We start from the raw sequence: 26150 nt of genomic DNA on the forward strand, positions 1-26150 counted from the left end.
GACAGTGGCAGGCTTGGCGAAAATCCCAAAACAGAGACGTGAGAATGAATTTTGCGCACATGTCAGACGAGCGAGTGTGGCAGATCGCCGATGATCTGATGGACAATCTAATGGCGGGTTCTACGATGATTGATCATGCTCAGCATACTCGAGATTTTACCCAGCGAATGCGGGATTTCGTGACGCCAGAATATCTCCAACGGGTTTGTGTTCATTATCAAGACGAGAAAGGCTTTTTTACACAACGTGAGCGTGTGGCTTTGTTTCGCAGACCAGATTCATTCGCTCTTGTTTGGAAGCAGGCGTTCAGCAAAGTAGACGGTGAGTATGTCGCAGAAATGGTTATGGTTGAGCGTGATGGTCGAATTTTAGTGGATCATGTCATGGTGTTTTAGCCTTGGGTTTAGCAGTAAGTGGACAATGAACGAGTTGAAAAAGAAAAGCACCGCTGAGAAGGCGATTACTCTCTTGCTTGGCGTGACGATGATTTTAGGTCTCATCGGGCTGTTTAGTGATTTTGTGCCGATTAAATCGGTACAAATATTCGGTGGGGGTGTCGCGATATTGCTGATGGCATTGACGATCATTTATGGTCGAAAAATGTCGATCCTTAAGCCGCATTTTAATAATCGTTATTTGAAGGTAGTGGAGTCTCTGTTTGGTGGCGGCCTTTTATTAATGCTGTATTGGGTCTCTGCCGCTTATGCTCTTCTTTCCATTTACACACAATGGGTGGGCACAGAGCATAAGAAGGTTGAGATTGTCACACCGTTCCATCTACCAGCGACAAAAGAGTGCGATTACAAAATTGAGAGCGATTATATTAAAGGCACCTCGCGTGGTTTTATTTGCATTACGCAAGCATGGTATGAACTCGATGAGACGAATTACTTACTCTATGGTGAGCAATCTGAATTAGGTTTTTATATTCGCGGTGTGGTGCCGCTAAAAGCTTTACGGAGTGCCATTGACTCGCGAGGAAGTGAGTCTAGTAGCAGCCTTTAAGAGAAGTGTATTAACAAAAAGATGCGTAATAACAAAAAAGCAGCCAATGGCTGCTTTTTGCTTTTATCTTTGTCTATTTGCTGTGGGCAAGTGTGTCTGCCTACTCGCGATAGGCAATGTAGACTGTGATTGTTAGTTGTTTTTCAACCAAACGTCACCTTGAGCGGCTTGGTTCTTTTTACGTTTCTTTTTGCCCGTACCTGCTGGTTTTGCCATTGGCTTGTTTGCCTCAAGCATGGCAGCAGTAATGGTTTCGTCCACTTCAAAGCCCGGTACTTGCTCACGCTCAAGACGAATTTTGTTCTTTTTCTCAATCACTTTGAAGTGGTGGTAATCTTCGTAATCGATTAGCGATAGCGCTAAGCCCACTTCGCCAGCACGACCACTGCGGCCAATACGGTGCATGTAATCTGATGGGCTGCGTGGTAAATCGTAGTTGATAACCACAGGCAGTTTTTCCACATCCAAACCACGCGCTGCGATATCAGTAGCGATAAGTACATCAAGCTGGCCCGCTTTAAAATCTTCTAATACGCGAGTACGCGCACCTTGGCTTTGGTCGCCATGGAATACTTCAACTGAAATACCACGTTTGTAGAGCTTGTCGGCAAGATGTTCACAGCCGTTTTTCGAATTGACGAAAATCAGTGCTTGGCGCCAGTCATTTTCTTTAATTAGGTGAGCCAGCAGCGCGGTTTTTTTGCCTTTATCTACGGTAAACACACGTTGAACAAGCGTGCTAGCTTCGCTGCTTTGCAGTTGCACTTCAACAGGGTTATTCAATAGCTCTTGAGTTAGCGCTTGCACTTCTTCAGGGAAGGTTGCTGAAAACAATAAGGTCTGCTTCTGTTTTGGCAGCAGTGCCAACAGCTCTGACAGTTCCTCGGTAAAACCAAGGCTTAACATGCGGTCTGCTTCATCCAGTACTAAGGTTTTTACTCGATCGAGTTTAACGGCATTGCTTGAAATTAGATCAAGTAAACGACCCGGAGTGGCCACCAAGATATCAGCACCGCCACGTAGCGCGAGCATTTGGCTGTTTACTGATACACCACCGAACACACACACGGTTTTCATCGCGCCATTAAAGTGAGTCGCGTAAGACTTGATGTTGTCCGCCACTTGCTTTGCCAGCTCACGAGTAGGCACCAAGATAAGCCCAGTGACTGAGTTATTTTTTCGGTAAAGGCTTGGATGCTGATTAATGAAAATGTTCTGCAACATTGGTAGCGCAAAAGCGGCTGTTTTACCTGAACCTGTGTTCGCTCCAGCGATCAAATCACGGCCTGCCAATACACTTGGGATCACTTGTGCTTGAATCGGCGTAGGTTGTTGATATTCAAGCTCAGCTAGTCGTGCTAACAGGGGTTGAATCAGGTTTAGTTCAGCAAAGTTGGCTGGTGTTGTCGCAGTAGTCATTAATAGTAAAAGCTCAATACAAAGAGAATGGCGCGCATTCTAGCGTATTTACCTGCGCTTAAGTAGAGGAATGACAAAACTAAAGGGAGAGTAATGAAAGCATGATGCGCGCTTAGTGTTTAAAGTGAATTGATTTCATTAAAGTAATTGCGAATATATAGTGTTTACGAGATGTTTTCGTGCTTAGCGTATTCAATATGACATGGAGTAATAACGTGTATATCGGTGAAATAGCAAAACGTTCAGGAGCCTCGCCTAAAGCGATTCGGCTCTATGAATCACTCGGGCTACTGGTTGATATTAAGCGGCAAGGCCGCTATCGAATTTATGATGAGCGTGATGTTAAATTTGTACGCTTGATCAAAGACGCGCAAACCCTTGGCGTGAGTTTGTCTGATTTGCGCTCGCTAATGGTTGAACGAAATGAACTGAATTGGCACGCAGCGATTGACTTGTTGGCTGAGAAGCTAAATAGAATTGATCATGATATGCAGGCATTAGCGAGGCAGAAAGAGAAAGTTGAGCAGTATCGTTCTGAAATCGAAAAGTGTCTAAATCCTACTTAAAAAGCATTGACTCTGCCCTATAGGACAAGCGGTAAGCTTATGGTTTTATAGGGAGTAATATGATGTGTAAGAAAATTTTAGTCGTCAACGGTAACCCAAAACCTGACAGTTTTTGCGCTGAACTGGCTAACAGTTATATCGCTTCGAGCAAGCATAATGAAGTGAAACTTATCTCGTTACATGCGCTTGAGTTTGATTGTGACCTGACCAGTGGCTACGACGAGATTCAGGCGCTTGAGCCGGATTTGGTCGACTTTCAACAAGCGATCTTATGGGCGGAGCATGTGGTATTTGTTTTACCCGTTTGGTGGGGCGGAATGCCTGCTAAATTGAAAGGTTTAATTGACCGAACCTTTTTACCCGGCTTCGCCTTCAAATTTTTGGAGAATAAAACCATACCGGAGAGGTTGCTCAAAGGGCGCACTGCCGATGTGATTGTCACCATGGACTCTCCACCATTTTACTATCGTTGGTTTCAAGGTAATCCAGTCGTTAAGCAGTTAGAGCGTACTATTCTAAAATTTAGTGGCTTCAAACGTGTCTCTGCGACTTACATTGGTCCTGTCATTAACTCTACACCAGTACAAAGAGATAAGTGGACTAAGCAAGTCGTTAAGCTTGCCAGCAAACGTGCAGTTGGGTAACCGCCTTTCCCAAAGAGCGTGGTTGCTTAGACTATCCCGCTCTGTGCCCCGTGTCGTTTGTATATTCATGGTTGGTTCTTTGTTGTTGTTTTCCGTGGTTGTGTCATGCTTCGAGTATCTAAATTAAGATGTTTTTTGCCACTTTATTGTGCAAAAAAATACTTGGAGATCGTAGTGCTAACAAAACCAAGTAAAGATGATTGGATTCGCGGCGTTTTATATGCAACTGCAGTTGGGTTACCTCTGTTGTTACAACCTTGGATTGAGAGCCAAATTGTGGTGTTTATTACTCTTGGCGCTCTATTTACCTTGAGGCTCGATCCTCGCAGCCATGTTAAGCATCAGGCGATAGCGATGATCGGCGGAGTAGCATTAGTCATTCTCGCTGGCGCCGTGGGCACGTTGTTGGTCGGTCACTTCGAACTGGCGATTATCGTGCTTGTGGTTATCAGTTATTTGGCTGGTCAGCCCACAATAGAACAAAAATATTTTTCGTTATTGGGAAAGTTTGTCGCGGCGGCGTTTGTACTTGAGGCCGTTGGAAGCCCGGTTACGTTGATGACGGGTGTTGCTTTCTTTTGTGGCGGAGTATTGGCATTGATTCTAACCATTCTACAAGCTCGCTATTTTGCCACTCAGGTCAATGGGTGGTCACTGGTGGATGAATGGCAACAACTGCGTTCTGGGAAGATCAATGGCCCACTGTATGGTATGACGCTACCGATTACTGTTCTGGTTTCGATTTTGAGTGCTCAATGGCTTAATGCTCAGCATGTCTCGTGGGTTGGTTTGACGGTTCTATTTGTGATGAATGTGGATACGGTGACCGCTTGGCGCAAGATTTGGATGCGAACTGCCGGAACCTTGTTGGGGGTGATCAGTGCCTATATTGTGGTGGTCTTTTTCCCGAGCGCACTGTTGTCCTTTATTATTGTGTTATCAGCCCTTTTTATGCCGATGTTTCTTCGCCAAAATTACATGATTTTTAGCTGGTTAATGAGTATGTTTGTGTTGCTGGTGGTCGATCTGGCGATGCTGCAAAGTGGCGGCGATGAGTTTTTGATTCAGTGGCGATTTATCGATACTCTCATTGGCTGTGGATGGGTTATGGTCAGTTTAAGCTTACTGCATTTAGGCAGGAAATGGTGGCCTAACCAACCTAGTAAAGGCTAATTTAAACGGTGGGTTAAAGGGCGGTTTGATAAAGAATTTGAGCTTACATACTTGGTTTTATTGGAGACGATGATGCAAGAAATCTATTTCGCTGGTGGTTGTTTGTGGGGCGTACAAGAATTCATGCGCCACCTACCGGGAGTGATGAGCACTGAAGCCGGACGAGTGAATGGCATTAGTGATACAACAAGTACGCCTTATGATGGTTATGCGGAATGTGTGCGAACACTGTTTGATCCACAGCAGGTGTCGATAGCTCAGTTGATGGATTTTTTCTTTGAGATCATCGACCCATATAGTCTTAACAAGCAAGGCGATGATGTGGGCGAAAAGTATCGAACGGGCGTCTATAGCACCAACGCTGATCATCTCTCTCAAGTAAAACAGTATATTGCGCAGCGCAGTGATGCAGACAAGATCGTCGTGGAAGTCTTGCCAATGCACCGTTACGTTAAGAGTGATTTAGAGCATCAAGATAGGCTGACAAATCACCCTAACGATTACTGCCATATTCCGCTCGATTTACTGCATAAATACAAGTTGCAAAAATAGCTTTCCAACTTCGAATGTCAGTTATGGAACAATGAAAAAGGCCAGATTACTCTGGCCTTCTTCATTTATGCTAATCAAGCCTAATCACTTGCCATTGTTTGCTGGTGACCAGATGATCGGTGACCTTGTTGATGGCGTGATGGGCTTTTTCAACGATCATGTCGATGTCGTCTTTGGTGGCGATGAGTGGAGGAGCAAAGCCTAAAATGTCGCCATGAGGCATTGCTCTGGCGATAAGGCCAGCTTCGCCACATGCTGCAGCAATCATTGGGCCGACTTTCATGTCGGGATCAAACGCCATACGACGCTCTCTCTGTGATGAAAATTCTAGTGCGTGTAACATCCCTACGCCACGTGAATCACCAATAATCGGGTGGTCAGCGAAGGTTTCTGCCATGCGATGCTGTAAATAAGCGCCGTTGTCCGCCGCTTTTTGGATTAGGTTCTCCCGTTCAATAATGTCCAGATTACAGTTGGCTGCCGCCGCGCCAAGTGGATGGCCTGAGTAGGTATAGCCGTGACCAAATGCGCCCCAGTTATCGGTGCCGTTTTCCAATATTTGCCAGACTTTATCGCCAACAATTACCCCAGAAAGCGGCTGATAAGCCGAGGTGAGCCCTTTCGCAATGGTGATCAGATCGGGACGCATTTCGTAGTGAATCGAACCAAACGGAGATCCGATTCGGCCAAAACCGCACACCACTTCATCGGCAATTAATAACACATCATACTTATCGAGCACTTGTCGAATCGCAGACCAATAACCTTCTGGTGGTGGAACAATTCCTCCTGTGCCTAGTACTGGTTCGGCAATCATGGCCGCTACCGTTTCCGGTCCTTCTTCAAGAATCATTGCCTCTAATTGATAAGCGCAATAAGCGGAGAACTCTAGCTCACTCATTGAGTCATCACGGCGATGGTAGTAGTAGGGGGAAATGGTGTGCTTAATGCGCTCAAGCGGCAAATCAAAATGGGCGTGAAACAGCGGTAAGCCGGTCATTGAGCCAGAAGCGATGCTTGAACCATGGTAGCCTCGCTCGCGAGAGATGATTTTTTTCTTCTCTGGGCGACCTAATACATTGTTGTAATACCAAACCAGTTTGAGTTGGGTTTCATTTGCGTCGCTACCAGACATGCCGTAATAAACTTTGCTCATGCCTGAAGGGGCCATATTAATAATACGCTCAGATAATGTAACCAGCGCTTCATTGGTATGACCGACATAGGTGTGATAGTAGGCGAGTTTTTTCGCTTGCTCGTAAATGGCCTCAGCCATTTCTTCACGACCATAACCGATATTGACGCAGTATAAACCAGCAAACCCATCGATTAATTCGTTGCCGCAGGAGTCATGAATGCGAATGCCACTCGCGCCGGTAATGATTCGCCCCGGAACTTCGCCATGCGCATATTGTTTGAGATGAGTTGAGGCATGAAAAACATGCTGGCGATCGCTATCGAGCAATTGTTGAGTTTTGTTATCCATCTAAAAACACTCCTAATTGTCGGGCTACGGGTTCAATCGAGAGGGAGATTACAACCGCAGCGTTATCTAGATTTACTTTTTTACGTCACCTTTTTTATGGTGAAAGAGGCATTGTGAAAATTTTAAAGGTGAAACGAGTCACCACTTTATTTTTATATTCAGCTGCCGCTAGCTGTTGGTAGCGCGCCCAAGCAGCAATATTTAATTTCGCTGAACTCATCAAAGCCGTGTTGGCTACCTTCGCGGCCAAGACCGGATTGTTTCATGCCACCAAAGGGAATTGGATGACCGGTCATTTTCACCGAATTTACGCTGATCATGCCAAACTCTAAGCCACGCATGCAGCGCCATATATCGTGAATATCATGACCATAGACATAGGCGGCGAGGCCATATTCGGTGTCATTACCCATTTCAATTACTTGGTCTATATCGTGGTAAGGCAATACTGCCGCTAACGGGCAGAAATTCTCTTCTCGATACACCGCCATATCGGGTGTGACATCGGCTAAAAGGGTCGGTGAGAAGAAGTTACCTCTGGTTGAAGTATGACCTTTTGCGGAAGGACTCTGTGCGACGATGCGCGCCCCTTTTGACAGTGCATCGTTGAGCAATTGCATCGCTTTTTCAGCCGCTTTTCGATTAATCAGCGGGCCAACGGTGACATCGGGGTCTAAACCGTTGCCAACCACTTGCTGCTCAACATGTTGAGCGAAATGTTCGAGAAAGGCATCGTAGTGCGTGTGGTGAACGAAGATGCGATTTGCAGCCAGGCAATCTTGACCGGAGGTTTGAAATTTTGCATCTGCAGCAGCCTGAGCCGCTTGGGCAATATCCATATCAGGTAAGACGATAAACGGCGCGTTGCCCCCCAATTCCATACTGCATTTTTTAACGGTGCTGGCGGCATCACTCAGTAGCAGCTTGCCAATCGGTGTAGAGCCAGTGAAGGAGAGCGCTTTGACCTTATCGGATTGACATACGACATGAGAAAAGGTGCTGGCTTTACCCGTTACGATATTGAATATCCCCGCGGGAATACCCGCTCGGTCAGCGAGTTCGGCTAAGGCGAGTGCGGAAAATGGCGTTTCACTGGCAGGTTTGATTAATACAGGGCAGCCAATCGCCATAGCAGCGGCGGCTTTACGCGTGATCATCGCATTAGGAAAGTTCCACGGGGTAATGAGCGCCGCTACGCCAATGGGCTCACGAATGGTAGAGAGTTGCGCGTTGGGAATGTGGCTGGGAATGGTTTCGCCATAACTACGTCTTGCTTCTTCGGCAAACCAGCGGACAAAAGAGGCGCCATATTCAATTTCACCCAGCGCTTCGCTGTAGGTTTTCCCTTGCTCTATCACCATCAAATGGGCGAGGTCTTGCTTGGCTTCAAGAATCAGTTGGTACCAGCGCATCAGATATTCGCCACGTTGATCGGCTTGTAATTGTCGCCAAGGTTTAAAGGCATTATCGGCCTCAAGAACCGCTTGTTCCATTTGCTCACAACTGAGTTGTGTTGAGTAACCAACTATTTCATCGCTGGCAGGGTTATAAACTGGATTAAACTGCTCGCCACTTATCCACTTGCCATTAATGTAGGCAAGGTTACGGACCAGACGCACATCTGTAAGGGCAGCCATCATTTCATGTGTGGCTTTGGTTTCTTCAATAACAAATCGTCGAGCTGTGCTCATGGCAAATCCTCCAACTTGTCTATTTTCTAACAGAGAAGCGTGAGTACAGCGACAGCCGAGAGGCGGTAAAACGTTTTAGATAATCATGGCGTGTACTCACCGTTTGAAAGAAGCTGGCTGATTGAAGGAGACACCAAGCCAACGGCTTTCATAGTTAAACCTTAGGCGAGAAGCGGTGTGATTTTTTTCTGTAATAAGCGTTAAACGTGGTGAATTTTCTGAAATGGTGTACGTTTTCGTGAGTTGACGGTTCGAGTTTGGCTGGCTGAATTTGAACTAGTTTCGCGTTGTGGCTTTGGAGTGGTGAATGACGCTGGCTTCGTCCTCATTGATGGCGATCACTTGCTTTGGTTGCTTGACGATCTTAGTCACAATGTAGGTGTAATAGCGCTCAATGCCCATATTTGATTCGAGCCAGCGGTCGATACAACGTTGGTATTGGTCGATGTCAGCACACTTTAGTTTTACCACATAGTCAATGCCGCCCCCCGTTGCGTAACATTCTAATACTTCATCGGTTTTAATAACTTGTTGCTCAAACTGTTTAAACGCTTGTGCGTTGTGCTGTTTTAGCGAAATTTCCACGAGAACCGTGGTGCACTTGTTGGTTTCGCTAAGTGAGATTTTTGCGCCGTATCCTTGAATGATGCCTGCCTGCTCCAGTTTTTTCACCCGTTCCCAGCAAGGACTAATGGAAAGGTTGATTTGCTGCGCCAATTGCGACTTAGTAATACGGCCATCATGCTGAAGAATTTGCAGTATTTTCATGTCGTATTTATCTAAGCGCATAGCGGTTCTCCTTGCTGTTTCGGCTGGATGTAGAGGCTTAATGTTTGATAAAAAGATGACGAGGAAAGTCGCACAAAGTTTTGGCTCCTTGCTTGGTGATCACGATACTTTCGGTCGTTTCGAGCCCCCAATCTTCAAACCATAGTCCCGGCATGAGATGAAAGGTCATGCCTTCCTGTAAAATCGTGTTGTCGCTATCACGCAGGCTCATGGTGCGCTCGCCCCAATCGGGTGGATAGCTCAAGCCTATGGGATAACCACAACGAGCGCCTTGGCGTGAGAACCCGGCTTTATCGAGAATGCGATTGAGGGTTTGCGCCACTTCTGCGCAGGTATTGCCCGGTCGGGCCGCTTCGATACCCGCTTCTAAGGCTTTTGTTAGGGCATGATCGGCGCGTTTGAATTTGTCACTGGGCTCTCCAAGAAAAATAGTGCGAGAGAGCGGGCAGTGGTAGCGCCGATGCGCTCCGGCGATCTCAAAGAATGTCCCTTCACCTTTACGAAAAGGGCGATCATCCCAGGTTAAATGGGGGGCGGAGGCATCTGCCCCTGAAGGTAATAGCGGCACGATTGCGGTGTAGTCGCCAAAATGATCTTCATGGCCCAAAATCGCTTGGCGATTGAGCTCGGCGACTAAATGATGTTTTGGCAAACCCGGCTCAATCATGTCAAAAGCGACTCTATGCATGTTTTCGACAATCCGCGCGGCGCGATACATATAGTTAAGTTCAGTCTCTGATTTGACTGCACGACACCAGTTCACTAGCCCTGTGGCATCAACCAAGCTGGCATTAGGCAAATTGTCGCTAAGAGATTCGAACGCCGTGGCACTGAAATAGTAGTTGTCTTTTTCCACCCCAATTCTGCCGCGATCCCATAATCTTGGCTGTAGAACACTCTCGACGAGATAGGCCATTGGATGCAGCGGTGGATTCATCACATAGTGATCGGGGTAATAGGCGATGTTCTCGGCAGACATATAGACCGTGCGGTAAGCACCATTGGCATCTTGGCAGCGACCAAACCAAACCGGATCATCAGATGGGCCAATCACCACGCATTGAGGCACATAAAATGACCAGCCGTCGTATCCCGTCAACCACGACATGTTTGACGGGTCGTGAATGATCAATACGTCGATGTTTTTCTCTGCCATCGAATGACGAACTTTAACCAAGCGCTGTTGGTATTCATCATGGTCAAAATGCAAAGCAAAGCTTGTCATTTCCAATCTCCTTATTGAATCACTTAGCTGTGCCTTTGGTGGCCGTTGTGCTCTGCTAAGGTCGTCACAGTGAAGAAATCAGTCATTGCTGGTTAGCTTGGCTGCTGGGCTTCTATAGATCTTTTATCTTGAATTGTCTTGTTGTCCGGTGAGGTGAATATGCCTTGGTTGTTTGACCGTTCGTTAAGAGGCAATCTTGGTAATCTCCTTCACCGATTATCACCAGTGATGCAATGGATGTTATAAATGTGTTAATTATCAGCTTGTGCTAAAAAAGCGATTTTCACAAGCGAGGAGGTGAAATAACTCTAGAGAATTGAGAATTGAGAATTGAGAATTGAGAAGAAAGAAGCGAGAGCGAGGAGAGCAGAGAGAGGAAAAAGGCCGAATCAATAAGTTCGGCCTTTGAGGTTAGATAGTGGCAGTTGGCCTGTATTAGTTATCGCGCTTGCCTAGAGCGCTCGGTTACAGCGTCTGATTAAGCGCGTAATAACGACCTTTTTGCGCTAATAAATCATGATGCGAACCGTGCTCGATGACGTGACCATCTTCAATCAGACACACCGTATCCATCTTGTCGAGATTGACCAAACGGTGGGTAATAAACAGCACGGTTTTATCAGCGAAGTGCTGCTCAAACAGGCGCATGATTTGTTGCTCAGTCTGTTTATCCAAACCTTCGGTGGGTTCATCTAGCAGTAGGATTGGCGCGTTATGCAGCAATGCACGAGCAATACCAATACGGCGCTTTTCACCACCGGAAAGTTGACGACCACCATCACCAAGCCAAGCATCTAAACCACTTTTCTCTGGAGTATCGCCTTGTAATAGTTTGCTCAAGCCAACCTTGTGCAGGGCAAGGCTGATTTCTTCGTCATCAGCATCCGGTTTAGCCAGGATTAAGTTGTCGCGTAACGTGCCATTTAGCACATCAACACGTTGACTGACCACAGTAACAGCGGCACGCAGTTGCGATTCACTCCATTGTTGAATCGGTTTGCCGGCGATCAGTAACTGCCCTTGATTCACATCCCAGTAGCGCGTCAACAGTTGGATTAGGGTCGATTTTCCTGAACCCGTTTGACCAACAATCGCCATGCGATGTTTTGCTGGAATATGAAGGTTCACTTGCCCCACGACGGGTTGATGGCCATCTGGGTAGGTGAAACTAACATCACGATATTCGACGCTAAACTGATCATTATGAGCAATTGGGCTTTCTGGGAACTGAACTTCTGGTTCGGCTAAGATCACTTCATTAAGGCGGCGAGCTGAGGTTAGCGTTTTACCTAAATGCTGGAAAGCACCTGCAATCGGCATTAGCAGTTCAACACTGGCCATCGTCGCGAAGGCAAATAGAGCAATCATTGGATCAGGTTTGGCACCCGCGACACCATCGGCTGCAAGCCAAAGCATCAGAACTAATGTCCAACCATTTGCCAGCATCAATAGCGCTTGAGCCAAGCCAGAGAAGTGCGCATTGACCAGTTGGTTTTTTAGTAGCTTTTCCTGCGCAGAGTAAATCGCATTGCGGTAGCGCTCTTCAGCACCAAACAGGGTCAGCTCACTGTAGCCTTGTAACCAATCTAGTGTGGTAATACGAAAATCTGCTTTGTTTTGCGTTAGTTCACTGCCGTTACGTTTGCCTAATTTGTAGAATAAAATTGGCCAAACGATGAGAAGAGTCAGCAATATGCCGCCAAGCGTTAAACCAAGGGTGGCATCAAACCAATATAAAACCGCAGTTAAGGCAGCAACGCCGAACACACCAACCACAACCGGATTGATAAGACGCAGATAGACATGGTCCATTGCATCAATATCAGCGACTAGGCGGTTAAGCAGGTCAGCATCACGTAAATTAGCCACTTTACCTGGCACGAGAGGGGCAAGTTTCTTAAAGAAGAAAATACGCAGATCGGTGAGCAGTTTAAACGTTGCATTATGGCTAACAACGCGTTCACCCCAACGACCAGCGGTTCGACCCATCGCACAGCCACGGACAAAGGCGCCGGGCAGCATGTAGTTGAATGTTTCACGGGCAATGGTTAAACCGGCTACTGCTGCGGCAGATAAGAACCAACCAGAAAGCGTTAGCAAACCGATAGAAGCGCCGACGGTAAGCAGCGCAAGTAGCATACCTAAAGTAAGGCCAAACCAATGTTTGCGATACAGTTTTAAGTAGGGAAGTAAATCACGCATCTAAGTTCCCCTCGTTGCTGTGTTGCATGGCTTGATTGGCCGATAGCATTTGTTGGAATAAGCCATCGGTTTGAGAGAGCTGTTCAAACGTTCCGGCTTGAACGATTTGGCCGTCTTGCATAACTAGAATTTGTTCCACGTTTTGCAGAGGGGCCAATTGGTGAGTCACGATAAGCGCACTTCGCTCTTGGATTTGGTTATTGAGACCTTGGGTAACAAGGTGTTCACTACGCGCATCAAGGCTGGCTGTTGGTTCATCTAATAGCCAGAACTGGCCATTTTGCAGCATGGCTCGAGCCAGTGCTAAACGCTGCGCCTGACCAACGGAAAGTCCGCCAGAGCGATCAGAGACCGGATAATCAAGGCCATGCAGGTCAACAAATTCAGCGGCGAACGAGTCTTGCAACGCTTGCTTGATGACTGCTTCGCTAAGGTCATCTTTACCTAGCGTGATGTTGTCACGAATCGTGCCGTGCACCAACAATGGGTTTTGTCCAACCCAGCTAATATGTTTGCGCCAATCGGCTAGGTTCAGCTCGGTACGTTCAATCCCATTAATGGTTAAAGAGCCTTGGTAAGGTAAAAAGCCTAAAATCGCATTCACTAAGCTGGTTTTACCCGCACCACTTGGACCCACGAGAGCGGTGGTTTGTTGTGGATGCAATTCAAACGAAATAGGGCCGAGCAGTTTTTTACCCTCTAAGCTAAACACTTCTAAATCAGTTGCTTTGATGGTGATGTGGGTAGGATTTTGCAGTGGCTTATCGCCTGATTTTACAGCAGTAACATCAGTATCTAGAAATTCTACGATACTTTCTGCAGCGGCGACCGCTTGTTGTTTGGCGTGATAGAAGGTGCCGAGATCGCGAAGCGGTTGATAAAACTCAGGGGCAAGGATCAAGACAAACATACCGGCAAACAGAGTCACGGCTGCGCCATAACCACCAAAGTTAAGTTCACCAATGAAGGCAAAGCCAAAGTAAACCGCGGTCAAGGCAATCGAGATCGACGTAAAGAATTCCAATACTGCAGAAGAGAGAAAGGCAATACGTAATACTTCCATTGTGCGTGAGCGGAACACTTCGGAAGCACCTTGCATCAATTCTGTTTCTGCTTTGGTACGGTCAAATAAGCGAATGGTGGTCATCGACTGTAGACGATCGTAGAAATGACCTGACAGACGTTGCAAGGCCTTAAAGTTTTTTTGTCCCGCATCGGCAGCTTTAATGCCGACTAAAGCCATAAATAGCGGAACTAATGGTGCGGTGAGTAAGAAGATTACCCCGGCAGCCCAGTTAACAGGGAAGACGACCACGAGAATAATAAAAGGCACCATGACCGCTAAAGACATCTGCGGCAGGTAGCGGGCGAAGAAATCGTGCATTTCTTCCACTTGCTCAAGCAGGAGGGTAGCCCAAGAGCCTGCGGGCTTACCTTTGATGTAAGCAGGGCCGAGTTCGCGCAGTTTGTCGAGAATCAACTGGCGAATGTAGATGCGAATTTGTTCACCACAGCGGTAACCAGCAATTTCACGTCCCCATGAGCATAGGGCACGCAACGCGATGGTAATCGCTAATGTGGCAAACTGGCCAATAAGCGCTGACTTATCGACTTGTTCGATGATCAATTGATGAAGGATGGAAGCGAGCAAAGCTGCTTGCCCCAAAAGGAGAACACTTGAAAGTACGCCTAAACCGACAGCAAGGAGTAGCCAGCGCTTAGCCAGTTTACTTTGCTCTCGAAGCCACTTGTTCAAGCCGCGTTGTTTCTTTTTATCCATTATGAAGGCTTACTGCTGTTTTTTATTATTTGTGAACGGTTGAGTATACAAAAGAAAGCCCCGCGGTAATACCGCAGGGCTTTAGGGATTTAGTGAAAAAATGTGAGTAAACTCGGCTGAGGGCGATTTTACGCTTTGTCAGCTAGGCTATCGAGGTAGCGTTCTGCGTCCAATGCGGCCATACAGCCCGTGCCTGCTGAGGTGATTGCTTGGCGGTAATTATGGTCCATGACATCACCCGCAGCGAAGATACCTTCGATACTGGTTTGGGTTGCGTTGCCATCAAGTCCTGATTTAACAACGATGTAGCCATCTTTCATTTCTAACTGACCGTCAAAAATCGCGGTGTTTGGCTGGTGGCCAATAGCGATAAATGCGCCCATTACAGCTAACTCTTCGATGGTGTCAGATTGGGTATCTTTCAAGCGAACGCCTGTTACACCCATATCGTCACCCACAACTTCTTCCAAAGTGCGGTCGGTATGCAAAATAATATTACCGTTTTCAACTTTGTCCATTAGACGGTTGATGAGGATTTTTTCTGCACGGAAACTATCACGACGGTGAATAAGATGCACTTCAGCGGCAATGTTTGAAAGATACAAGGCTTCTTCAACGGCGGTATTACCACCACCGACAACGGCGACTTTCTGATTGCGATAGAAGAAACCGTCACAAGTTGCACACGCCGATACGCCGCGACCTTTAAACGCTTCTTCAGACTCTAAACCAAGATATTTAGCCGATGCACCTGTAGAGATAATTAAAGCATCGCAAGTGTATTCGCTGCTATCGCCTTTTAGACGGAATGGACGCTGACTGAAATCCACTTCGTTGATGTGATCAAACAGCATTTCAGTCTCAAAACGTTCTGCATGCTCTTTCATGCGTTCCATCAATGCCGGGCCGGTTAAACCTTCCGGATCTCCAGGCCAGTTTTCAACTTCAGTTGTTGTGGTTAGCTGACCACCTTGCTGCATACCGGTCACCAATACTGGTTTTAGGTTGGCACGTGCAGCATAAACTGCCGCGGTGTAGCCCGCTGGGCCAGAACCAAGAATTAGTAGGTTGCAGTGTTTTACGTTGCTCATTAGCGCTCCATTAGCATTACCCGAGCTACGCCTTAGGCGAGGTGGGGCTCACTGTACGTTGAGATTGTTTCTGATTGTAATAGAAATATTGGGGAGGGGAAAAGGACATTCAAGCCAACTATTACAAATAATTGGCTATAGCTTAGAACCAAGCTAAGCGGCTGAATTGAATAACAAACGCATGATGGCCAGTCAACTCATCTAGTTTTAGATGAGGCTAGGATTTTATGTTGGTGTATATCTCTACTATGCTGGTCTTTGGTGGAGTTCTGTGTTGTATTGTTTAATTTAACCGATTCATATTTTGAGTTTTGTTGATTTGTCGGAATTAATGCGCAATAGTTAATGTAATGAAAATGTTAAACTTGCAAAGGTGTATATTCATTAAGGAGTCGATGATGATACATAATCATGAGAATACGCTGCAGCTGACTCAACTGAGCCGCAGTGCGATTCGCCAACTTTCCCCTTCATTTGGCACGTTGCCACATACTAAGCACGCCGATGGGCAATATCGTTTACGCCGTTATTCTGTGATCCGCTTTGTTGACGGCAAGGTGATTGCGACGGACAAAAACGCCTTCGTGCAATCTGAAGATATAAATCATTTTCAAGGTGATATTGTGCGTCAATTTGAGCCTTTGCTTGACGCGACGCTAACCAGCCAAGGAATGCAAGAAATGTGCGCCTTGTTTGTCGAAAGCAATGAACTTGCAAATGGGCAAGAGATTGAAATCCATCAGATACGTGTGACGGCTATCTTTGACGAAACACAAGTTGCACCGGAAGGTGTGCACCAAGATGGCTTTGATCATATTGCCCTTATTGGTATTGACCGCCATAACATCGTTGGCGGAGAAATAATGCTATATAACGATAATCATGAAGCGCCATTTTTTAGGAAAGTACTGGAAAATGGTGAAGTGGCGTTATTAGCCGACAGCAAATTATGGCATAACGCTTGTCCTATTCGAGCGATTGACCACCACAATGAAGGTCACATGGATGTGTTTGTTTTGACGGCTAAGGATGGTGTTGATGAGCTTCACTCCTGAGCGTGTACGAGCGCAATTTAGCGCCTTGCATCAGCGGCATAATAATCAAACCGTCAGTTTTTTTGATGGGCCGGGTGGGGCGCAAGTGCCGATGTCGGTGCTCGATGCAATGAGCGCTTATCTAGGCTACTCCAATGCCAATTTGGGGGGACATTATTTTACCAGCCACAAAACCAATCAATTGCTTAGTGACGCGCGTAGTAGTTGCCAAGCGTTGTTGAATGCGCCCAGCGCCGATTCAATCGTATTTGGCGCCAATATGACTTCGCTGACTTTTTCTTTGAGCCGGGCGATTAGCCGCAATTGGCAAGCGGGAGATGAGGTGATTGTCACAGCCCTTGATCACTATGCCAATGTGAGTACGTGGCAGCAGGCTGCGGAAGATAAGTCCGTTCAAGTTTTTATGGCACGAGTGGATCCACAAGATTGCAGCGTTGATATAGAGCATCTACTGTCATTGATTAACGAAAAGACACGTTTAATTGCGATTACATTAGCGTCCAATACCACAGGATCTATTGTCGATATTGCACCAGTGATTGCAGCGGCGAAAGCGGTAGGTGCTCAGGTGTATGTGGATGCCGTGCACTACGCGCCGCATCACCTTATTGATGTTCAAGCCCTTGAGTGTGATTTTTTAGTCTGCTCTGCCTATAAATTTTGTGGGCCGCATATCGGGATTGCTTATATTGCTCCTAAGTGGATGCAACGTTTGCAGCCTTATAAAGTGGAGCCTGCCACGGATCTTGGGCCGGGACGCTTTGAAACTGGGACACAAAGCTTCGAAGCATTAGCAGGGCTGGTGGCAACGATTGAGTACCTCGCTCAATGGGCTGATGAGCGCTTGACGCTCAGAGAGCGTTTAGAGCAGAGTTTTAAAATTTATAATCGCTATGAAACTCAATTGAGTGACTATTTTTTGCTACGTTTAGGCAAAATGAAAGGTGCAACCTTGTGGGGGCGGGATGTGGCTGACGCTAATCTGCGCACTCCAACTTTTGCACTGACGTTCGCGGGTATTGAGCCGGTGAATGTCGCTAAAGCGTTAGGCGAGCAAAATATATGTCTGTGGAGTGGCCACTTTTACGCTTTAGGTTTGGTGCGACAACTTGATCTAGAAAGAAGCGGCGGTGTGGTACGCATTGGCATGATGCATTACAACACGAAGGCGGAGGTAGATCGTTTGTTTGACGCGCTTGAGCGTTTTTGTGTTGCTGATTGATTTAGGGATCATTAATCACACGGTGATGCTCAGTTGTAATGTTCCAATAAAAAAGCCGCGTCTAGCGGCTTTCTGTGTTTTATGAGTGATGTTATGAGGACGGCTTAGTTTAAGCCTCGTCACTCACTTCCACTTCATAGGAAGTAAATTTACGCACGTTAATCACACCAGTATCAAAGATCAAATACTGGCCCTTGATGCCTTTTAACGTGCCGGTTACCACAGGGTTTTTATCAAAGTTGTGCGAAACAATTTTAGTTGGATGCTCATTAACAGGGTAAGCAATCGGTGTGATTGCTTCATTGAGGATCTCAATCGCATCATCACCAAATTGTTGCTTAATCTCTGTGATTTTTTCTTCAATTAATGGCAGTAACTGAGCAAATTTATCTTCAAGCGGCAGTGGTGCGCCATCTTCTTTGAGCAATGTACGCCAATTGGTTTTATCGGCGATATGTTTTGCTAACTCGATTTCGACTAAGCCCGAGATATAGCGGCTTTTCACTTTCAAAATCGGTAGGCCTTGGGTGGCACCTTGATCGATCCAGCGAGTGGGAATTTGTGTGTGACGAGTAATGCCGACCTTCAAGCTTGAGGTGTTTGAAAGATAGACGTAATGGTCAACCATGCAGTTTTCTTCGCCCCATTGTGGCTCACGGCAAGTGCCTTGCTCATAATGGCAGGTTTCTGGCTTCATGATGCACATGTCGCAACTTGCCAGCTTCTTCATACAGACAAAACAGTGGCCTTGAGAGTAGCTTTTCTTGGTTTTTTTTCCACACGATTGACAAAATATATTACCAGTATGAGTTAGCGTCAGTGACTTGCCGAGAAAGGGTTTAAGGTCAACAAGTTGTTCACCAACAGGAAGGTGGTAGTGAACTTCTTGATCAAGAGACGCGCGCATTTTTTTTAGCGTACCGGTTGTAATTAACGACATGACTTTGCTCTATAGGTTTTTTTTATTGGGTGGAATCGGTGACGATCCGTTTCATGACTATGTTAACAGAAATATGAACCATTTTGTTTAACTGTACATTTTCATCTGGCAACGGTTCACATGTTATCCGTCTTCTGTGTTGTATGAGCTGCCTCATAAATATTGTGCTGCTTACTGATTTTTAGTTGTGTTGGTCTGCTGAGTTAAGTAAATTTGCTCTCAAAAATAAGATTTGTTTCATAGTTCAGTGTGCTTGGTTAGGTTGGGAAGTGAAATTGAAAACAATTCATAAGCTTATATTTTGTTTGTTCATATTTACGATAGTTGTCGTTGCATTGCATTGGTTGTATGGTGAGAAGAAAATTTATCGTGTAAGTCCAAGCCAATATACTTATCTTGCAACTAATGATCAGTTACAAAAAGGTGCCTCCACCAGTTCAATCAGCAGGGAAGGTGATGAAGTTATTCTTGACTGTGAACTAAAAGTGAGCCCAGACTACAAATGGCCTTACTGTGGCGTTTCCATTTTGTATGATAAAGAAGATCCGACACGAGGTAAGGATCTCTCTGATTACCACACCGTACGTTTAGATGTGGATTTTATCCGTCTTGATGGTGACACCAACCCCGCCCTACGTGTCTACTTACGCAACTATAATCCGGTTTATTCTCTGCCAGACAACGAATATACCCATAAATATAACGGTCTTGATTACCGGCAAGCGGACTACTCTCAAGTACTGGAAGTTCCACTGAAAAGTTTACAAGTATTAACTTGGTGGTTAGTGGATAACCAAATTCCGATCGCGCATTCAGCACCTGAATTTAACAACGTTAACCGAATTGAATTTGCCACTGGCTCAGGAACGCCCGTCGGGAAGTATCAACTACGTATTCGTAGTATTGAATTTGTCGGTCATTATATTGACGGCGAAATATTAATGTTGATGCTGCTGTTTCTTTGGGTTGGATTAGCGCTGATATTTAGTGCAACGCAAATTCATCGCAAGCAACGTATTTTGAGTGAGTCAGAAGCACGCCGTCAGCATCTTAAATTGTTGAACCGCTCATTGCGGGAAGAAAATACCCAGTTTGCTGAGTTGGCGCACCGTGATGCTTTGACTGGGGCGATGAATCGCCATTCTATTCGTAATTGGCTGGAACAAGAGTATTACCCTGAACGTGAACTCAAAACGCAGTTGACTGTAATCTATCTCGATATCGATTATTTCAAACAAGTTAATGATGTGCATGGCCACAAAATGGGCGATGATATTCTGCGAGAATTTGCCATTGTCGTGATGTCGGAGTTGCGCGCTAGTGATCGGTTTGTTCGCTGGGGTGGTGAAGAGTTTGTGGTTTTTTGTCCTAACAGCACGCTACGCCACGCTTCAATTTTGGCTGAACGGCTAAGACAAAAAATCGAACTGCATAAATGGATGCATGGTGAAGTATTGACTGCGAGCCTAGGTGTAGCGGAGTTAGGTCAAGAAACGGCGATTGATATGCTTACGCGAGCGGATGAAATGCTTTATCGAGCTAAGCGAAGTGGTCGAAACCGAGTGGAAATCGAGAGTCCGGAACAATAATGTTTAGAGTGTGGTTTTAAGCTATTTACTCGCCACGACTTTGTCTCATAGATTATTTTGTCTCATCGATGATGAAAACGCCCCAATGATGGGGCGTTTTTTTGTGTTGGATATGCGTTAGTTAGAGTTTAAGGTTGCTCTTGCTCTTGCTCTTGCTCTTGCTCTTGCTCTTGCTCTTGCTCTTGCTCTTGCTCTTGCTCTTGCTCTTGCTCTTGCTCTTGCTCTTGCTCGTCTATCGTGACAATAGGCTCTTTCGGACCGAGAAACTTGGGTTTCTCTCCAGTGATGTAAAGATCAAGCACTGCTTTGACTCGGGCGAAGACTTCGCGAAAGCGCACTTTAAACCCTGAGTGGGAAGAAGGGCCGGCCACAGCCAAGCATTTCGCTTGGATATTGTGATAATTAGCGATAAACAAGGCGCGTTCACAGTGGAACTTTTGCGAAATGATCAAGAAATTGTCGGTATCAAATATCTCTTTAGCACGAACCACGGAATCTAAAGTACGAAACCCTGCGTAATCAAGGTAAATACGTTCTTCAGGGATCTCTGCACGTAACAAATCGCGTTTCATGGTCCAAGGTTCGTTGTATGAACGATGGGCGTTATCGCCACTGAGAAGAAAATTATCCACTTTATCTTGCTGATAAAGTTCAATCGCAGCGTTAATACGATGTAGGTAATACTCATTGAGTACTTTACCTAAATATTTGCTGGTACCTAAAACGACCGCGACATCGTATGAGGTAACCTCATCGGCTGAAAAATAGAGTTGGTCTTGCGTTTGATAGCTGACCCAGCGGTCAATGGCAAATAGAGCGACCACAAGCAGTACCACCGAAATGAGTGTTAACTTCAGGGCATTAACTATCCATCGTAAATGGAATTTATTCAAAGGGTTATAAAAAATCTTACGCACTAAATCTGTCTATTCCGTTGAGCCCAAAGACCAATGACAATAAAACTTGTCACGACAACAGTAAACATCGTGCCATACGGAAGTTGGCCTAATGTCTTGGTAAGGTAAGGTGTTGCTTTTACGATGATTAAGCCGTAACCAAACGCATTGATCAAGATGAAGACAATCGTTCTTACGACAAAGTTCTGACTTCGGAGCAATTTTCGCAGGTTAGAATTGATTTCACCACCAAACATCACCAATGCACACGCAATCAGAGCCGTTGCAATCTCACTTAAATAAGGGGCGATGTGTTGGCCGGCTGGGGCTAAAAATTCAAACATATCAATTTAATCCAAAGCCCCTAAAAGGGGCTTTGTTTCTATTTAACGTTAATTAAAATAGCGTTTAGAACGCAGTACGCTTGTAGCGACGGTAAACTGGCTGCCAGAAGTAGGCTTCGATCGCTTCTTCTAGTGCTTCGTCAGTGATTTCCTGAGCTACGCCTTGCTCAATGGCTTTCTTACCCACAGCGAAGGCAATTTTCTTCGATACAGAGTGAATTGCTTCTAGTGGTGGCAGCAGCGCACCTTGGCCATTGATTGCCAGTGGTGAACACGTTGCAAGTGCACGGCTTGACTCTTGCAGCATTTCGTCGGTAACACGACGTGCAGATACTGCCAGTACACCAAGACCGATACCCGGGAAGATGTAGCTGTTATTGCATTGTGCGATTGGGTAAGTTTTGCCATCGTGTACAACGGGATCAAATGGGCTGCCTGTTGCAACAAGCGCTTCACCGTTAGTCCAACGAATAATGTCATTCGGTGTCGCTTCAACACGGCTAGTCGGGTTTGATAGCGGGAATACGATCGGACGTGCACAATGCTTGTGCATTTCTTTGATCACATCTTTGCTAAACAGGCCTGGCGCACCAGACACACCAATTAGAACGGTTGGTTTTGCATTTGCCATAACGTCAAGCAATGAGAAGCCATTACCCTCGTTTGGCCATTCAGCGGTATTCTCCGTTGGCTGAACTAGGCGTTGTTGGAAGTCCAACAGATTTGGCATGCCTTCTTGTAGCAGACCCCAACGGTCAACCATGTAAACTTGCGAGCGAGCTTGAGCATCAGAAATGCCTTCTGAGACCATCTGCGCGATAATCGCTTCGGCAATACCACAACCGGCAGAGCCCGCACCTAAGAAGGTGATACGTTGGTCTGACAGTTTGCTGCCAGCAGCTTTACATGCAGCAAGTAGAGAGCCTACGGTGACTGCCGCAGTGCCTTGAATATCATCATTGAAGCAACAAATACGGTTTTTGTATCGCTCAAGCAAAGGCATTGCGTTCTTCTGGGCGAAATCTTCAAATTGAACCAATGCTTCTGGCCAACGACGCTGTACCGCTTGGATGAACTCTTCGACGAAGGCATCGTAATCTGCACCCGTGATGCGTGGATGACGCCAGCCCATGTACATAGGGTCAGCTAGACGTTGTGGGTTATTGGTACCCACATCAAGCACGATAGGTAGCGTGTAAGCAGGGCTGATACCGCCACAAGCGGTGTATAGAGCCAACTTACCGATAGGAATACCCATGCCGCCGATACCTTGGTCACCCAGACCAAGAATACGCTCACCATCGGTGACTACGATCACTTTGACGTTGTGGTTTGAGGCATTGTTTAAGATGTCATCAATACGATCGCGGTTAGCGTAAGAGACAAACAATCCACGGCCACGACGGTAGATATTGGAGAAGTTCTCACAGGCGGCACCTACCGTTGGGGTGTAGATGATTGGCATCATTTCAGAAATGTGGTTCTGAACTAAACGATAGAAAAGCGTTTCGTTAGTATCTTGAATATTACGCAGGTAAATGTGCTTATCCATGTCATTTTCGAAACTGCGGTATTGTTGATACGCACGCTCCACCTGTTCTTGGATCGTTTCAGTCGTCTCTGGCAGGAGACCTTCTAAGTTGAAGGAGATGCGTTCTTGAGCGCTAAACGCACTGCCTTTATTAAGCAATGGAGTACTAAGAAGCGCAGGGCCTGCGAAAGGGATATAGAGTGGACGTTTGTCGTTATACATTGCGAACCTATTATCGGGTACGAGGAACAGTTGTGCGTGTGTTCGATGCCAGTTAAGAGTCATAACATGGTAATCTGTAAGGTATTGTAACGTGGCTTGCTATGGTCGACAAGAAACACCATTCGAAGTGGGATCTTAATACCCACTTATTCTCATTGTCGTTATAATCATCGGGTTAATTCCTAGATTATCTTGCTATGACTTCATTACCAATAGACACCTTACGCGAAAAGTTTCTTGTACAACTCACCAAAAATCATCTGATTGTTGAAGCGGAAACCGGATCTGGAAAATCAACCCGTTTACCTGTTTGGGCTTCAGAGCAAGGACGTGTATTGGTGATTGAGCCGCGTCGAATCGCTTGTACTTCCCTCGCGCAATACTTAGCACAGCAACGTAACGAGCCAGTCGGGCAATCTATTGGTTATGCGATAAAGCTAGAAACTCGCTTTAATGAAACGAGCGAAGTCGTCTTTGTGACTCCCGGTGTTGCGCTGCGTTGGTATAGTGAAAACCAGTTAGTAGATTACGATATTGTTATTGTCGATGAATTTCATGAACGTCGCTGGGACACAGACCTATTAGTTGCGTTACTAAAAAAACATCAAAAGCATCGTCTGGTGGTGACATCAGCAACCATTGAAGGGGCAAAACTGGCCAGCTATGTGGGGGCCGAACGCTTACATGCAGAAGGACGTAATTTTAAAGTTAGTTTGCAATATCGCGCCAGCGAGTCGCGTCAACTGCCCGATAGTCGGCAGTTGGAGCAACGAGTAAAACAGGAAGTACTTCACGCTTTAGAATCTTGTCGTGGCGATGTATTAGTTTTTCTTCCTGGGCGTAAAGAGATCACTCAGTGTACGCAAATGTTGCAGAGCCTTGAGGGAATTATCGTTGCGCCTTTACATGCGTCGGTGAGCGATGAGCAGCGTGAAGTTGCCCTCAATATCCAAGCACAACCCAAAGTGGTATTAGCGACTAATGTGGCTGAAACCTCATTAACCATTCCTAATATTGCGTTAGTGATAGATTCCGGTTTAGAGCGTCGTACCGAGCAGCGCAATGGTCGCACGACATTGAGCTTAAAACACATTTCACAAGCTAGCGCCAAACAACGAAGTGGACGGGCAGGGCGTGTTATGGATGGCGTTTGTGTTCGCCTTTATGGTGAGCATGCTGCGCTCGCTTTAGTGACACCACCAGAGATGCATCGCGAAGCGTTAACTGAGGCGATGCTTGCTGCCGCCTGCTGTCATCAGCCGTTATCCTCGTTAGATTTTCTCGAACCTTTGCCAGAAAAAACGCTTCACCAAGCGACTCAATTGCTGCTAAACATGCAGGCGATCGATGAGCAGGGAAATGCGACTGAACATGGACGCAAGATGTACCCATTGCCGATTGATGCGTTGTTGGCTGATTTGGTCACTCGTATGCCTTCGAAGGCGCTAAAAGAGGCAATGATCGATTACACAGCCGCTTTGGCGACGCCGGCAAAACTCTATCGCATTATTGGTAATGAAGAGCAACAAGAGCAATTGGCTCAGCAAGAGCCGTTAGGGTGTGATGCACAACTCGCGATTGGTTTAATTCGAGGTGAGTCGTTTTCAGCGTTGGAAGTAAATATTGACGCACTGAGTGAAGCCAGAGCGTTAGCAGCACAGATGCGTGAGATTTTTGAACTGCCTCAACTTGAAGTCGCATCACGATATCGTCATGGTGATCTGGTCAACGCTATAGCCGTTTTACACCCGGAGTTGGTCTTTATTCGTCGTGAGAAAAGAAGAGAAGCACTCGCAAACGGGATTATTGAGGTCACACTGGGACGAGAAAGCCGTTTTAACAAACAAGCTGAAGCCGCTATCGTGTTAGATACGCACAGTTTACCTGGTAGAGGGGTTAAACAAACACTGACACTGGCAACTCAAGTATTACCGCTAGAGCTTAGTGCTTTGCAAGCGCTTGGGCTTGGTCAGTGGCAAGAAGGTGCGGTCATCGTTGAATCAAATCAAGCGGGGCAAGAGCAAACCTATATCGAAATGGAGCTGATTTACGCTGGCCGTACGATTGCGACCAAGCGAGAGCTGGCGCAGGGCGCGTTGGCCATCACGCCGATTCTTAAAGCTGTCGTTGCAGGAGATCTCCTCGCTGGCTTTTATCCGATGCGCCACCGCCAAATACTACTTTGGCGTTTGTATGTTGAGTTAGGTCTTGCTGAGCAACAAGATCATCATCAGGTGACTTTCGAAGGTTGGTTTACCGAGCAATTGCAGCTACTGGACCTCACCGATATCGATGAACTTGAATTGTTCTGTGCAGAAGATTTCGCTTTTGAGGGTATTCCCGATTGGCAATATGATGATTTCGCCGAACGGTTTCCGCTCACACTGGCACTTGGCGATCTTAATTTGGACGTTGAGTACCAACCAGCGGCCAAGTTAGTGACGGTGCTATATCGTGATGGCTTGCGTAAAGGCGACCCCAAGCGTTGGGAGCTACCACGTTGGCAAGGTTGGCGAGTGAAATATAAGAAGGCGAGTCGCATCATTGATATAAAATAGTGATGAAACATGTGGAATAGGTAATGATTTATTTTAGTAACTCAAATATTGCGCAACAGGTTTTATATGTCACTTGCTTGTGGAAACTTTGTTATTTGATTGGTTTTTATATGCCATTTTGACTCACAAAAAGGGTATAAAAGACCATTGTTCTATATCCTATTGCTATA

At 46.1% G+C, this 26150-nt stretch carries 22 protein-coding genes; 10 read left to right on the forward strand and 12 right to left on the reverse strand.

Going from position 1 to position 26150, the window contains the following annotated elements:
- The first annotated feature begins 44 nt into the window (after nt 1–44).
- A complete protein-coding gene (locus RJD38_RS12895) occupies nt 45–395 on the forward strand; it encodes a hypothetical protein (RefSeq protein WP_065545399.1) in 351 nt (116 codons plus the stop codon).
- Between the two features lie 25 nt (nt 396–420).
- Nucleotides 421–1005, forward strand: coding sequence for a hypothetical protein (locus RJD38_RS12900; RefSeq protein WP_367971352.1), 585 nt, complete (start codon nt 421–423; stop codon nt 1003–1005).
- Nucleotides 1006–1137: 132 nt separating this feature from the next.
- On the opposite strand, the gene RJD38_RS12905 is transcribed toward RJD38_RS12900, so the two are convergent.
- Entirely contained in the window at nt 1138–2424 is a 1287-nt protein-coding gene (locus tag RJD38_RS12905; RefSeq protein ID WP_005596549.1) for a DEAD/DEAH box helicase, read from the reverse strand.
- Between the two features lie 179 nt (nt 2425–2603).
- Between RJD38_RS12905 and RJD38_RS12910 the strand changes: the two genes are divergently transcribed.
- The 4 genes from RJD38_RS12910 to RJD38_RS12925 all read left to right on the forward strand — a co-directional run bounded on the left by RJD38_RS12910 (nt 2604) and on the right by RJD38_RS12925 (nt 5359).
- The gene (locus RJD38_RS12910) at nt 2604–2990 is read left to right on the forward strand and encodes a MerR family transcriptional regulator (RefSeq protein WP_367971353.1); all 387 of its coding nucleotides are present in this window, start codon (nt 2604–2606) and stop codon (nt 2988–2990) included.
- Nucleotides 2991–3052: 62 nt separating this feature from the next.
- Nucleotides 3053–3634 (forward strand): NAD(P)H-dependent oxidoreductase, encoded by a 582-nt coding sequence (locus RJD38_RS12915; protein WP_065545397.1) that lies wholly within the window; start codon nt 3053–3055, stop codon nt 3632–3634.
- Between the two features lie 174 nt (nt 3635–3808).
- The gene (locus RJD38_RS12920; protein ID WP_065545396.1) at nt 3809–4807 is read left to right on the forward strand and encodes an FUSC family protein; all 999 of its coding nucleotides are present in this window, start codon (nt 3809–3811) and stop codon (nt 4805–4807) included.
- Between the two features lie 72 nt (nt 4808–4879).
- Nucleotides 4880–5359: a peptide-methionine (S)-S-oxide reductase gene (locus tag RJD38_RS12925; RefSeq protein WP_065545395.1), complete on the forward strand. Its 480-nt coding sequence runs from the start codon at nt 4880–4882 to the stop codon at nt 5357–5359.
- Nucleotides 5360–5429: 70 nt separating this feature from the next.
- Here RJD38_RS12925 and RJD38_RS12930 read toward each other — a convergent pair whose 3' ends face one another.
- The 7 genes from RJD38_RS12930 to trxB all read right to left on the reverse strand — a co-directional run bounded on the left by RJD38_RS12930 (nt 5430) and on the right by trxB (nt 15623).
- Entirely contained in the window at nt 5430–6845 is a 1416-nt protein-coding gene (locus tag RJD38_RS12930) for an aspartate aminotransferase family protein (RefSeq protein ID WP_005596561.1), read from the reverse strand.
- 158 nt (nt 6846–7003) lie between these two features.
- Complete coding sequence (locus tag RJD38_RS12935; RefSeq protein WP_005596563.1) at nt 7004–8536, reverse strand: NAD-dependent succinate-semialdehyde dehydrogenase; 1533 nt, start codon at nt 8534–8536, stop codon at nt 7004–7006.
- A 276-nt stretch (nt 8537–8812) separates the two neighbouring features.
- Complete coding sequence (locus RJD38_RS12940) at nt 8813–9325, reverse strand: Lrp/AsnC family transcriptional regulator (protein WP_065545394.1); 513 nt, start codon at nt 9323–9325, stop codon at nt 8813–8815.
- A 37-nt stretch (nt 9326–9362) separates the two neighbouring features.
- On the reverse strand, nt 9363–10550 hold the full coding sequence (locus tag RJD38_RS12945) for a M24 family metallopeptidase (RefSeq protein ID WP_005596566.1): 1188 nt from the start codon (nt 10548–10550) through the stop codon (nt 9363–9365).
- 465 nt (nt 10551–11015) lie between these two features.
- Entirely contained in the window at nt 11016–12752 is a 1737-nt protein-coding gene (gene cydC / locus RJD38_RS12950) for a heme ABC transporter ATP-binding protein/permease CydC (protein ID WP_065545393.1), read from the reverse strand.
- Nucleotides 12745–14532 (reverse strand): heme ABC transporter permease/ATP-binding protein CydD, encoded by a 1788-nt coding sequence (gene cydD, locus RJD38_RS12955; protein ID WP_065545392.1) that lies wholly within the window; start codon nt 14530–14532, stop codon nt 12745–12747. The genes cydC and cydD overlap by 8 nt, the downstream gene beginning before the upstream one ends.
- 128 nt (nt 14533–14660) lie before the next feature.
- Entirely contained in the window at nt 14661–15623 is a 963-nt protein-coding gene (gene trxB / locus RJD38_RS12960; RefSeq protein ID WP_005596573.1) for a thioredoxin-disulfide reductase, read from the reverse strand.
- A gap of 398 nt (nt 15624–16021) precedes the next feature.
- Between trxB and RJD38_RS12965 the strand changes: the two genes are divergently transcribed.
- Together RJD38_RS12965 and RJD38_RS12970 are read left to right on the forward strand one after the other, a co-directional pair.
- A complete protein-coding gene (locus RJD38_RS12965) occupies nt 16022–16678 on the forward strand; it encodes a 2OG-Fe dioxygenase family protein (RefSeq protein WP_065545391.1) in 657 nt (218 codons plus the stop codon).
- Entirely contained in the window at nt 16662–17900 is a 1239-nt protein-coding gene (locus RJD38_RS12970) for a cysteine desulfurase-like protein (protein WP_065545390.1), read from the forward strand. Before RJD38_RS12965 ends, RJD38_RS12970 begins: the two co-directional genes overlap by 17 nt.
- 109 nt (nt 17901–18009) lie before the next feature.
- On the opposite strand, the gene RJD38_RS12975 is transcribed toward RJD38_RS12970, so the two are convergent.
- On the reverse strand, nt 18010–18840 hold the full coding sequence (locus RJD38_RS12975; RefSeq protein WP_065545389.1) for a DUF2797 domain-containing protein: 831 nt from the start codon (nt 18838–18840) through the stop codon (nt 18010–18012).
- Nucleotides 18841–19115: 275 nt separating this feature from the next.
- On the opposite strand from RJD38_RS12975, the gene RJD38_RS12980 reads away from it, so the two are divergent.
- Nucleotides 19116–20429, forward strand: a complete 1314-nt coding sequence (locus tag RJD38_RS12980) for a GGDEF domain-containing protein (RefSeq protein WP_065545975.1) — start codon at nt 19116–19118, stop codon at nt 20427–20429.
- 128 nt (nt 20430–20557) lie between these two features.
- On the opposite strand, the gene RJD38_RS12985 is transcribed toward RJD38_RS12980, so the two are convergent.
- From RJD38_RS12985 to RJD38_RS12995, 3 genes are all read right to left on the reverse strand, one after another.
- A complete protein-coding gene (locus RJD38_RS12985; RefSeq protein ID WP_367971354.1) occupies nt 20558–21346 on the reverse strand; it encodes a SanA/YdcF family protein in 789 nt (262 codons plus the stop codon).
- Nucleotides 21346–21669: a DUF3392 domain-containing protein gene (locus RJD38_RS12990; RefSeq protein ID WP_065545387.1), complete on the reverse strand. Its 324-nt coding sequence runs from the start codon at nt 21667–21669 to the stop codon at nt 21346–21348. Before RJD38_RS12990 ends, RJD38_RS12985 begins: the two co-directional genes overlap by 1 nt.
- Nucleotides 21670–21733: 64 nt before the next feature.
- Nucleotides 21734–23422 (reverse strand): NAD-dependent malic enzyme, encoded by a 1689-nt coding sequence (locus RJD38_RS12995; RefSeq protein ID WP_005596584.1) that lies wholly within the window; start codon nt 23420–23422, stop codon nt 21734–21736.
- A gap of 197 nt (nt 23423–23619) precedes the next feature.
- On the opposite strand from RJD38_RS12995, the gene RJD38_RS13000 reads away from it, so the two are divergent.
- Complete coding sequence (locus RJD38_RS13000; RefSeq protein WP_065545386.1) at nt 23620–25980, forward strand: helicase-related protein; 2361 nt, start codon at nt 23620–23622, stop codon at nt 25978–25980.
- Nucleotides 25981–26150: the final 170 nt, after the last annotated feature.

It is taken from the genome of Vibrio scophthalmi, from assembly GCF_040869025.1.
Classification (GTDB): domain Bacteria; phylum Pseudomonadota; class Gammaproteobacteria; order Enterobacterales; family Vibrionaceae; genus Vibrio; species Vibrio scophthalmi.